Source organism: Nostoc mirabile CHAB5784, from assembly GCF_020829645.1.
Classification (GTDB): Bacteria; Cyanobacteriota; Cyanobacteriia; order Cyanobacteriales; family Nostocaceae; genus Nostoc; species Nostoc mirabile.
Genome location: NZ_JAIVFS010000167.1, coordinates 1 through 10,759 on the forward strand (window position 1 = coordinate 1; position 10,759 = coordinate 10,759).

Below are 10,759 nucleotides of genomic sequence, written 5' to 3' on the forward strand. Positions count from 1 at the left end.
TCGCCCACAAATATGTTGTTGTGGTCAAGCAGAATTTATCCTCCAACCAATAAAAGTTGATTTTCAACAAGTAGCACAGTTGGTGAAATGTCCAATAGAAGTAGTGGAGTATCATCGCCATACTTTACTCAATCAGTGGATTGGCAAGGCAGGAGCTACGGCAGGAAACCTTTTACGTTCTTTACGGGATAAAGCTCATCAGTGGTGGTATTTCCTTGACTATCCTGAAGTTCCTCCTGATAACAATCAGGCTGAACGATCGCTTCGCTTAGCTGTCACAAAACGTAAAGTCAGTGGCGGCTCTCGTTCAATGGAGCGATTTCAACACACTGCCGATTTATTGACGGTGGTGCAGACTTGTCGTCGTCAAGGCAAGTCTATTATTGATTTTTTTGTACAAGCACTACTGGTTGATTCTAATAATTATCTGTCTCCCCCATCTCTACTTCCTAAATATTAGACCTGAATCCTTACGGGATTTCATCATCGAATGGTACTACCTTTATTCATCAAAATTATGAAAATATATGTTGATCTTTGTTCGTAGTTAGATATTCTTGCTCAGTCCCTTATCAGTAATAAAATGCCCCTATGCACAAGTTCAAATTTTATTTTGTACAATCAACCAAAGCATTGGTGCATTGTTTTTTGTGACATTAATCCTTGATTTCACCCTCCATCAAGCTCAACACTTTTTCTGACAAAGCTTTCAAATAAGCACGCTTGGGCTTCCCTAGCGACTTCAAAAACTAGTGAAAATTTTACTTTGAAATTAGAGTCTCTATTCCAAGCTTCTGGGATTATACCCATATTACATTAGTAATGGCAGCAATCCCTCGGTCAATAGCACGAGGAGAGAAAGGCGTAACACTGGTAGCTTCTACTGCTCGGTAAAAAGTAGCGTGCCAAGCAAAGAAACGTTCATAGTGTGAGCGATCGCGCGGTCGATGAACGTTGAGTAATGTAACAACTTGTAAGTTATAACCGATTTGTAGAATTGAAGAAAAGTGCTTTAATACCTTTGTGTTGGTATCTTCATCTGCGTCGTGGACATAGCACTGGCATCAACAATATTTATTCAACTTCCCTTGAAATATGTCTAAATCAAAGGGCTAAACGCAATTCTTTTGTTCAAAGATTTAGCTAACTGGGGAAAGAGTTCTGGTTTGTTGGTACTTTGGCTTTAAGTTACATCTAATAATTAATGAAGAGGCGAGAAATTTTATCTTTTATGATCACTCCTGCCAATGTTGATGACCGGAAACCTGTACCAAACGACACAAGTTAATCGATATCATGACTAGTCAGCAGCAGGCGATCGCTCGCAGAACGTTTAGGGCGCTCTGGAAGCAACCATAACTCGTTGGGTGAGAAAGTATAAAGATGAAGGAACAAGGGGCTTGCTTGAAGTCAAACATGCACCCGGAAAAGCTCTTGAACGCTTCAAGAGAGCTTTTTCGTCATAAATACGCTGTTCGGGTCATCAATGTAGTCAGCGAAGGGACTTCGGTCAAAGAACCCATAACGTATGTATAAGGCTCGTGCTGGGGCGAACTCTGGAATTGCCCCTGTCTCCTTTCTTCAGACAATCGTAAGCACGCTGTTCGGCTTCTTTTATGATGTGTTCAAGAATCTTTGAGGCGACACCCTTACGTCGGTGAGCCTTGGCGGTACGCATTGATTTGATTTCACCACTTCTTGAATCTAGTTCTTTTAGTGCCCCACATCCTTTGTAATTCATTCCCCTCCCAAGCCGAAAAGAAAGTAATATTGGGCGATCGCCGATTGAATGAGCGTGCTTTTGCTTTAAGTCAAGAATTTGGCAAAGCACTGTCAGAAATCTTCAGTGGAGCAACCCTACTCAAGAGGGCTTATGAGTTTTTGCCAACCCAAAAGTAGAATTTTCAAAGCTAATTGAACCGCACTGCCAAATGACGGCGGAAACTGTTGCAGTTGACTTATCTACATCGTACCCAGCCCACAATCGCCGCGATTGAAGTCCTCAATCCCCTTCAGCTTCGGGTTTTAAAAGCCAAATCACCAAAACTACCCAAGGTATTAACTGTTGGTTGGGTTGTGGAAGCGATCGCATTTTATCAGATGGCAAACGCGGTGTGTTTCATCCTGATAATTTCACCTTTGGACAACCAGTTTATCTCAGCCGTTTATATGCTACTGCTCAAGCTTTGCCGGGTGTTATTGCTGTGCAAATAACTAAATTTCAACGTCAAGGTAATCCTAGCCAAGGGTTATAAACTCAATCCCGGTGTCGCTGCAAGTACTTACCTAGCTTTTACCCTCGAAGATGCACCAGGTACGCCTCATCAAGCCACAATTGACATCGAGGTATTAAGGATCATTACTGCCGTCTAGCTATTGTACGAAGTGAAAATGATAGGTTAGTAACAGCAGCAGATTGTCGCAAAATTTTCTCACCTTTAACTGAAACTAAACCTGCTATTCACGTCAACGATACTAACTGGATAAATGATGATTATCGCTTCTGCTGTTTTCAACGCACATTTGATTACGGGGTACAACTATGTGGGCTATTTCTTCTCTTTCGTCTCCCCGCCAACCGTACAAATTAACTGGCTGTTTGTGAACAACAGGATAAAAGCCAAACCTTTGAAGTGCTTCGACCAGATACGACTGATCCTTAAACTTGACTGCTATTTTGGAAAAGTGTGACATCAGAATTTTGCTCCTTCTTTTGAAATGCGATATCCTTTTTGAGGTGAAACTGCACTTTTAATCATCAAAAAAGTAAGTTAGGTCAACAGTGATAAACACTCACTGTTGACTTTTTATCTATCTGAACTTGAACGCGCCCAGAGTGGCTTTCGACAAGCCCACGTCACCAGTCGCAAGCTGTTGTAAGTTGCGTTGTTCGTCCAAGAGTTTAACGCGGATATCATTCATCTTTTGTTGCAGATGCGATCGCCCATCACTGCCGAGATTCTTAGACTTAATTGCCGGATCATTAACGATAGAATCCAAGTGCGCCATCATCGCCTCCAAGCTGCTGCCTGCCTCCGGTGAAGCGTTTGCTAACAAGACCTGAACCTTCATTAGATGCCGTTGCATTTTCTTCTTAAACAGCACGGGCTTACGTCCCGGTTCCCAATCAGCCAACTCTTCTAGTAACTGCGCGGCGAGTTGCTCACCACCAGCAAGTGCAGATTCGCGTAACCGCTGCTCCAGATTTTGGTCATAGTGTTGAATGAACTTGGTAATCTGAAGAAGGCATTCGGCTTGCTGCTGGTTGAGTTGCTCGGACAGTGCCGGGATAATCACCGGACGACCAATTACTACTTGTAGAAAATCCTCCAAGTCAGCAAGAGCGGGGAAAGCTTTTAGCAGGTTTGTTCTCACTGATTCTTGCTTATCTGGTGACAGTTCCCAAGCATTGAGAGATGAATGGCACTAAGAAAAGCTCTAAGCTATACGGAATAAGGGCTACAGCTTTGAAAGTTATTGAACAGTCGAGGAGGGGTCAGGCGGTCGTCCTTGATGCAGTGTCATGGAAGCGATCGCCACAAAAGACACGCTCAGGAAAGCGATCGCCTACGTCGGGCCTGACTTTTCACGGTAAGTCCTCAAGCCCCAAAAAAACGTGACTTTTTCCACAGGCTAATTCTCAATAGCTTTAAGTTAATGAAAATAGCTAACGAAAAAATCAGGGCTTGGAAAACCCTCAAAATGGGCTTTTCCACATACCGTGAAAAGTCAGCCCTAGAACCTGGTGGAATAGTTAACACGGTTACTAAGAAGCCTTTAAGTGAGCCTTATTACAGGCTTGAATTTCAGGCAGGAAATCGTAATTTCTACCAACCCATCCTTGATTTCTCAGGTCCTCTGACGACTGATAAAAAAGTGCTTTATCGCTTCATTGCTGGCTATGAGGCTCAAGACGGTGTTCAAGAGTTTGATGCTGACATTCTATTTTTCAGGGAGCTTAATAACCCTTCACCGCATCTGTATCAGAATCCTTTGATCCTATCTCTGAAAGCTGTTAAAAATGGTCGAGCTTACATTGTTGATAGGAGGGTTTGGGAATTTTATGTCGATACTTACAATCACTTACAAGAACTAGAACTGGCGTATTTTGAAGACCGTAGCACGGGCATCCTGCTATCTATTCTCAATGATGACGTCAACCAGCTTGAAGGCTTCTTCAACTCTGGCGCTCAAGACCTGATCGGCTTCTTCACACGAGTATTTGAGGTGGGGATTAGCTTTGTGCTTCTGGCTCCTGGTATTGCCTGGTTGGCGATGCTACCCATCCCATTTATTCTGTGGGGAACCTTCGCGTTTCAATTCCGGTTAGCTCCCCGCTATGACACAGTGCGCGATCGTGCCGGAACCATTAGTGATCGTCTCGCTAACAACCTCTCTGGTATTGCCACGATTAAAAGCTTTACCGCCGAAGCCTATGAAAGCGATCGCGTCTTTCAAGAAAGTGAAGCCTATCGTCGCAGTAACAAACGGGCGATCGCCCTGAGTGTAGCCTTTGAGCCGGTGCTGCGATTTCTGATTTTGTTTGGGTTTGTGCTGACGCTGTATCTGGGTGGTCGGGAAGTGCTACAAAGTCGTCTCAGTGTGGGAATTTATAGCTTTATGGTGTATATTGTTCAAGATTTACTATGGCCCTTCACCGAACTAAGTAAAATCATGGATGAATATCAGCGAGCGATGGCATCGGTACGTCGTGTCATGGGCTTACTGGATACCCCGATTGCAATTCCAGGAGGCGTTCGCGCAGCGACTCCTGCGGAGTATCGCTCCTTACCAATCGAAACTGTGGCTGGTAAAGTGCAATTTGATCATATTACCTTTGCCTACAATGAGCGCAGCCATATACTCAAAAATTTGTCCCTACAGATTCCAGCAGGAACCACCATCGGCATTGTGGGAGCAACGGGTTCAGGTAAAAGTACGTTAATTAAGCTTTTGCTACGCTTTTATGAAGTACAGAGTGGGCGGATTTTAATTGACGACATAGATATCCGCGACCTCAATTTATTCGATTTACGGCAATGTATTGGTTGGGTGAGTCAGGACGTGTTTTTGTTCCACGGTACGGTTGCTGAAAATATTTGTTACGGTAGTTTCCATGCCAATCAAGAACAGATGCTCCAGTTTTGTTAGGTCTCTAAGAGGGTGTTTGAAGATGACCCCAAAGAACATGCGATCGCTGAACGTTATTTTCAGTACAAAAAAATATTTATTACAACATAATATATAGTATTAATACTTGAAAACAGAGAATGGTCGCTCCGAAGAGCATCGGCATCGTTAATTAGAATATTATGTGCTTGCTTATTGATAATAATAATCGAATAGTCGGGGGTAGAGGCGAGCAACGCTCGCCTCTACCCCTTCCCTTTTCTATGATTATCATTTTCATACAGATTTATTTCTTTTGAGTAGGTTTTATATAACGGAACACTACACGCATGGAGTACGATCAAGAGCGATCGCACTACTTGGACAAAATCATCATATCTACGATAAGGTAGGGAACCGGAAGACCAAAAGTGAAATCGTTAATGATCTAACAACAGTTACAGGATATGACTACGATGCCAATGACCGTCTGTTAAATGAAAAAGTCAATCGCACTTTGTGCTACTTCAATCCAGACTGCACCTTGCTCGTCAGCTTGCCACCCTCGAATGTGATGGTGATCTGAGAACTATCCTGGTTCTCCCAGATGAAGCAGTAATTAATCTATATATCAACTAAATATTAAGTATCAAATTTATCTTAAGTACTCAGTTTTGAGGACAAGGATGAACGATGCTTTTAAATATGACGTGATCGCCCTCCTGAAAATCAAGCGAGGAAAAATTGCCAAACTGCGTAGTTTACCGCCGTAGGCATCGCCTCAGCTTCTTTCATAACTGAAGGGCGATAACTTCTCTAGGAGACGCTCTTGCGATCGCCTCAGCTGCGCTTACGCTTTGGGGTTAATAAAGAAAATTTTCGCGTCATTTTGGTGGGCAAAGATGGTGGTGTTAAGCGCCAAGACACAAAACCTGTCCAAGCGACAGCAATTTTTGAGTAAATTGGCGCTATGCCCATGCGCCAGCAAGAAATGCAAGAGCGAAAAAGAAAGTAGCTATAAAATACAAGCGAGGAAGCGATCGCTTGTGACAAAGCAGTACACTGCTGCTATACCGAAAATCCACTCCAAGCGATGGCGTACCCGCCCGCCAACTCTTGGAGACGCACTCGCGTTCGGCATCGCCCTCAAGCCCTGGCGAGAAGAATTGAAGAACCAACGCACTATGTGCAACCATTTCAAGATTCCACTCCTTGGATACTAGGAATCGCACGCCTATCACTTCACCCTATACTTTTTAATAACTAACTGTTGATGCACTCTCCAAAAGAAGTTATATTGAAATTATTGAAATTTGATAATATTAACGCCCACTGTAGGCGATCGCCCAAAATTTAAGGATTGTTTGTAGAGTGTAAACGTTGCATTGCAACGTCTCTACATAGGTTATCGGTCAGGCAAATTAATTATGTCTAATGGTGCAGTTACTCAATTAGAATTATTAAATCGTAAAGCTGCTGGGCAGCACAACCCCCATCAGATTCTCTCTGTACAGGATTTGAGTGCTTTAAGCGATCGCTCCAACTCGAAAGGGCTGCTTCAGTTGGCTTTGCATCTAACTGTCATGGGATGCAGCGGCTATCTGTGGGCGACAAACTTGGGCAATTGGGCGTTAGCAATACCAGCACTAGCGATTTATGGTTTTAGTATTGCTTCTATGTTTGCACCTATGCATGAATGCGTTCACAGAACTGCATTCGCTGCTCATCCTTTAAATGATGCTATTGCTTGGTGTGCAGGTTTGCTCTCATTTTACAACAGCACATTCTTCCGTCATTATCACAAATGGCATCACCTTTATACTCGCGTTCCTGATAAAGACCCAGAATTAACTGACCCCAAACCAAGCAACTTTGCTAAATACTTATTAATAATTAGCGGTTTACCCTGGTGGTTAGGAAAAATCCGTGGGCATTTTCGGATTGCATTCGGTCAACTTGATGATTGCCCATTTATAAGAGAATCAGCACGTACTGAAGTTATTCGCTCCACTCGACTGCAATTAGCCGTTTATACAGCTGCGATCGCTCTCTCAATTGCAGTAGGTCAGCCTTGGTTTATACTTTATTGGCTGCTGCCATTAATTGTTGGTCAGCCAATTCTGCGTTTTATTCTGCTAGCAGAACATACAGGTTGCACTCTTGATGCTAATCGGCTGACGAATACGCGCACAACACTAACCCTCTGGCCTGTGCGATTTTTTATGTGGAATATGCCGTTTCATGCAGATCATCATTTATACCCATCAATTCCGTTCCACGCGCTGGCTGATGCTCATAAGCAGTTGAGTCCGCACTTTGCTCACATTGAACCAGGCTATATAAAAGTCAACAGGGATATTGTGACTAAATCGGGACAATCAGCAATATGACAAAATCCCCAAGTTTTCACTCGAAAAGAAAACTTTCGGCTTGAGTGTGGTGCAGTTCTATCCGAAGCGAGGTTAGTGTACCAAACTTACGGCGAACTTGCAGGCGATGTCACAGACAAGCCGCTCCGCGTCTACGCAGTAATGCTATTAGGTTCCATTTTGAATTTTTAATTGGAGCAAAGCGACTTGACTAACTCACTTTCTGAAATTGCCCGCGAAAAGAGTATCCGTTATTTTCTAATTTCATTCACCGATTTGTTTGGGGTGCAACGGGCAAAACTTGTGCCTGCTGCAAGCATTGATAGCATGGCAGCTAATGGTGCTTCCTTCGCGGGATTTGCGGCTTGGCTAGATATGACTCCAGCAGATCCAGATATTTTAGCGATACCCGAAAGAGCTAGTCTGTTTCAATTACCTTGGGAGGCTGAAGTTGCCTGGATGCCTGCGGATCTCTACACTGTGAGTGGACAACCCATAGAACAAACCCCCAGACTTGTATTGAAGCGCGTCCTCAAACAAGCCTTGGAGTTGGGCTATAGCGTCTGCACAGGAGTAGAGTGTGAGTATTTTCTGCTTAATAGCGAAGGTAACAGTATATCTGATTTGCGCGATCGTCAAAGCAAACCCTGCTACGACCAACAAGCCCTGATGCGCCGCTATGAAGTAATTCGCGAAATCTGCGATGCCATGTTGACATTTGGTTGGGGTGCTTACCAAAACGACCATGAAGACGCAAACGGTCAGTTTGAGATGAATTGGATGTATGCCGATGCCCTTGTCACCGCAGATCGTCATGCCTTCTTTAAATATATGGTCAAAACAATTGCCGAAAAGCACGGGTTGCGTGCTACCTTCATGCCCAAGCCTTTCCCCCATTTGACTGGTAACGGCTGCCACACTCATCTCTCTATCTGGGATGCAGCAGGCAAAGTAAATCTCTTCCACGAAGAGCAGGGAGAACTAGGACTCTCACCTTTAGCTTACCAGTTTATTGCAGGCGTGTTGCATTCTGCCGAGGCGCTGTGTGCTTTTTCAAATCCCACAATCAATTCTTACAAGCGAATTAACGCACCCGTCACTACTTCCGGGGCAACTTGGGCCCCTAGCACCATTACCTACAGCGGCAATAACCGCACTCATACTATCCGCATTCCTGACGCTGGGCGCTTTGAGTTCCGTCTCGCTGACGGTGCGGCTAATCCCTACCTACTAGCTGCTGCACTCATCGCCGCCGGACTTGATGGAATTGTCCAAAAGCGCAATCCTGGGCCACGTTATGACAATAATAGCTATACAGATCCGCTTCCCCTTGATCAGGTAAAACAGCTGCCGACAAACTTATTGGATGCATTACGCTGCTTAAAAGCAAACACAGTTCTAACCCAAAGCCTTGGAGAACGGTTAACAGCTGCTTATTTAAAATTGAAACACCAAGAGTGGAATGAATACAGTACCTGCATCACTCCTTGGGAACTGGAAAATACGTTAGATTGCTAACTACAGAGATTTAATTGAATCAATTTCTGACACACCTCAATCTGATTGTCTTTGGCATGGTGGAGGATTACAAGCAGAACATGGAGTGCAGGCGATTAGCGAGTTGATTGCTGATTTGGTTCCCAAACTTGGTTTTAATCCTGCTACTGATGTACAAGTGCTTGCACCAATGTCACGGGGATTAGTCGGTACAGGCAACATTACATGATGCTGACTCGGAATTTACTTTATACAGGGTTAACCCGTGCTAAGAAACTGGCAATTATTGTTGGCAGCAAGAAGGCAATCAGTATGTGCGTTCGTTCTACAAAATCGCAGGAGCGATATACCCGATTGCAACAGAGGTTACAAGCAGCGTTACAATCCGGCTAGTTAATGAGCAAGTTGTTCACTTATTAGAGTATTCTGCATGATCGAACAAACCGTTGGTATCACGTCTGTTGGTTACTACATTCCCACAGGAATTTTAACCAGTAAGGAAATGGCAAAATTAGCCAATCTACCTGAGTTTGTTTTCACAGAAAAGATTGGTATCAAACAGAAACCAATTGCAGGCCAAGACGAACATCCCAGTGACATGGGAATTAAAGCAGCATTATCAGCTATAAATAAGGCAAAAATTACAGCGAGTGAAATTGATTTGATTGCTTATTGTGCAGCAGGAGACTATGATTACAGATTTTGGTCTCCTGCTGCCAAAATTCAAGAGGCAATTGGTGCAGAAAACGCTTTTGCATTTGAAGTGAGAAATTTTTGTAATAGTGGCAATCTAGGAATACATATTTGTCGAAATATGTTACTGGCAGATAATGATTTATCTTATGCCTTAGTTGTCTGTAGTGATAAATTGTCTATGCTGCTAGATTATTCAGATGTGAATAGTTTATCAATATTTATCATGGCTGATGGTGCAGCAGCAGCGATATTGAAAAAAGGAGAACCAAGCAATCAAATACTCTCTTATCACGCCATCACAAATGGAAAATTGGTGGATTGTCTCAAGGTATCGTCAGCAGGAACTAAGTTTCCTGTCGGTGGTACACAAATTAACGATGAACTGAATTATTTAAAAATCAAAGACCCTCAAGAACTAGAAACAATCTTATCAGATGTGTATTTAGAAAACTATAGTAAGGTGATTCACAAGTCCTTAGAAAAAAGTGGTTATTTGATAAAAGATGTGGATTTTTTATTAACAAATCAAGTGAAAAAGAGCTTATCTAAAGGCATTCTAGAATCTTTAAATTTAAAGGATGACCAGACATTCATTTCTTTGCCTGAATATGGTCATCTAGGTGCTGTAGATACCATATTTGGCTTGGCTAAAACTCTAGAGTCAAAGAAAATAAAGCCTGGGAATCTTGTGGTTTTAGCTAGTAGTGCTGCTGGTTTTTCATGGGCAGCGTTAACTGTAAAATATTAGAGATACTAACCAATCATTTTGTTAGGTAAAGATGGTGGTGTTAAGCGCCAGAATCCTACAATTTGAGTTTCTTCATTTTTTCTATATCATTGTAGGCGTTGACTTGAGTCAGGATGAAATCACCATCTTTTGACTCAATAACCAAACCAGATTTACTGACATATTCATAATCACTCTTTAGCAAAAAGTGGACATCTAAGCCACAAACTAAACTCAGTAGACCGAAAAGTTTTGCGATCGCTAAAAAATAGTAGCGTATAATACCGTTTTTGAAGAAATGTGTAAAAGCTGAATGCCTTGAATAAAAGATAAGTTTAGCTTATTTATAAACTCCAAAAAT

The 10,759-nt window shown here is 42.8% G+C and carries 11 protein-coding genes and 5 pseudogenes; 11 read left to right on the plus strand and 5 right to left on the minus strand.

Annotation, left to right across the window (positions count from 1 at the left end; translation table 11 throughout):
- Both LC653_RS41945 and LC653_RS48130 read left to right on the plus strand, forming a co-directional pair.
- Nucleotides 1-460, plus strand: a 460-nt coding sequence (locus tag LC653_RS41945) for an IS66 family transposase (RefSeq protein ID WP_229501201.1), incomplete at its 5' end; no start/stop codon positions are given.
- Nucleotides 461-967: 507 nt separating this feature from the next.
- Nucleotides 968-1,282, plus strand: a pseudogene (locus LC653_RS48130) (transposase); the annotation flags it as partial.
- Nucleotides 1,283-1,510: 228 nt separating this feature from the next.
- Here LC653_RS48130 and LC653_RS41950 read toward each other — a convergent pair.
- Nucleotides 1,511-1,741, minus strand: a complete 231-nt coding sequence (locus LC653_RS41950; RefSeq protein ID WP_308189234.1) for a GNAT family N-acetyltransferase — start codon at nucleotides 1,739-1,741, stop codon at nucleotides 1,511-1,513.
- Here LC653_RS41950 and LC653_RS41955 point away from each other — a divergent pair.
- Nucleotides 1,717-1,899: an IS4/Tn5 family transposase DNA-binding protein gene (locus LC653_RS41955; protein ID WP_229501203.1), complete on the plus strand. Its 183-nt coding sequence runs from the start codon at nucleotides 1,717-1,719 to the stop codon at nucleotides 1,897-1,899. The genes LC653_RS41950 and LC653_RS41955 overlap by 25 nt on opposite strands.
- 170 nt (nucleotides 1,900-2,069) lie before the next feature.
- The gene (locus tag LC653_RS41960; protein WP_229501204.1) at nucleotides 2,070-2,255 is read left to right on the plus strand and encodes a hypothetical protein; all 186 of its coding nucleotides are present in this window, start codon (nucleotides 2,070-2,072) and stop codon (nucleotides 2,253-2,255) included.
- A 220-nt stretch (nucleotides 2,256-2,475) separates the two neighbouring features.
- Here LC653_RS41960 and LC653_RS41965 read toward each other — a convergent pair whose 3' ends face one another.
- Both LC653_RS41965 and LC653_RS41970 read right to left on the minus strand, forming a co-directional pair.
- Nucleotides 2,476-2,694 carry a hypothetical protein gene (locus LC653_RS41965; RefSeq protein ID WP_229501205.1) on the minus strand — a complete coding sequence of 73 codons (219 nt, stop codon included), beginning with the start codon at nucleotides 2,692-2,694 and terminating at the stop codon, nucleotides 2,476-2,478.
- A gap of 117 nt (nucleotides 2,695-2,811) precedes the next feature.
- A pseudogene (locus LC653_RS41970) lies at nucleotides 2,812-3,417 on the minus strand (hypothetical protein); the annotation flags it as partial.
- A 639-nt stretch (nucleotides 3,418-4,056) separates the two neighbouring features.
- Here LC653_RS41970 and LC653_RS41975 point away from each other — a divergent pair.
- The 3 genes and pseudogenes from LC653_RS41975 to LC653_RS41985 all read left to right on the plus strand — a co-directional run.
- A pseudogene (locus LC653_RS41975) lies at nucleotides 4,057-5,139 on the plus strand (ABC transporter ATP-binding protein); the annotation flags it as partial.
- A 286-nt stretch (nucleotides 5,140-5,425) separates the two neighbouring features.
- Complete coding sequence (locus tag LC653_RS41980; RefSeq protein ID WP_229501206.1) at nucleotides 5,426-5,695, plus strand: hypothetical protein; 270 nt, start codon at nucleotides 5,426-5,428, stop codon at nucleotides 5,693-5,695.
- Between the two features lie 243 nt (nucleotides 5,696-5,938).
- A complete protein-coding gene (locus LC653_RS41985) occupies nucleotides 5,939-6,070 on the plus strand; it encodes a DUF4174 domain-containing protein (protein ID WP_229501207.1) in 132 nt (43 codons plus the stop codon).
- A 7-nt stretch (nucleotides 6,071-6,077) separates the two neighbouring features.
- Here the strand turns inward: LC653_RS41985 and LC653_RS41990 are convergent, their stop codons facing one another.
- Nucleotides 6,078-6,305, minus strand: coding sequence for a hypothetical protein (locus LC653_RS41990; RefSeq protein ID WP_229501208.1), 228 nt, complete (start codon nucleotides 6,303-6,305; stop codon nucleotides 6,078-6,080).
- A gap of 231 nt (nucleotides 6,306-6,536) precedes the next feature.
- Between LC653_RS41990 and LC653_RS41995 the strand changes: the two genes are divergently transcribed.
- The 4 genes and pseudogenes from LC653_RS41995 (at nucleotide 6,537) to LC653_RS42010 (ending at nucleotide 10,419) form a co-directional block, all read left to right on the plus strand.
- Entirely contained in the window at nucleotides 6,537-7,499 is a 963-nt protein-coding gene (locus LC653_RS41995; RefSeq protein WP_229501209.1) for a fatty acid desaturase, read from the plus strand.
- Between the two features lie 186 nt (nucleotides 7,500-7,685).
- The gene (gene glnT / locus LC653_RS42000) at nucleotides 7,686-8,996 is read left to right on the plus strand and encodes a type III glutamate--ammonia ligase (protein WP_229501210.1); all 1,311 of its coding nucleotides are present in this window, start codon (nucleotides 7,686-7,688) and stop codon (nucleotides 8,994-8,996) included.
- A gap of 13 nt (nucleotides 8,997-9,009) precedes the next feature.
- Nucleotides 9,010-9,368 (plus strand): annotated as a pseudogene (locus LC653_RS42005) (ATP-binding domain-containing protein); the annotation flags it as partial.
- A gap of 37 nt (nucleotides 9,369-9,405) precedes the next feature.
- Nucleotides 9,406-10,419: a 3-oxoacyl-[acyl-carrier-protein] synthase III C-terminal domain-containing protein gene (locus LC653_RS42010; RefSeq protein WP_229501211.1), complete on the plus strand. Its 1,014-nt coding sequence runs from the start codon at nucleotides 9,406-9,408 to the stop codon at nucleotides 10,417-10,419.
- Between the two features lie 73 nt (nucleotides 10,420-10,492).
- Here LC653_RS42010 and LC653_RS42015 read toward each other — a convergent pair.
- A pseudogene (locus LC653_RS42015) lies at nucleotides 10,493-10,624 on the minus strand (2-dehydropantoate 2-reductase); the annotation flags it as partial.
- Nucleotides 10,625-10,759 lie beyond the last annotated feature (135 nt).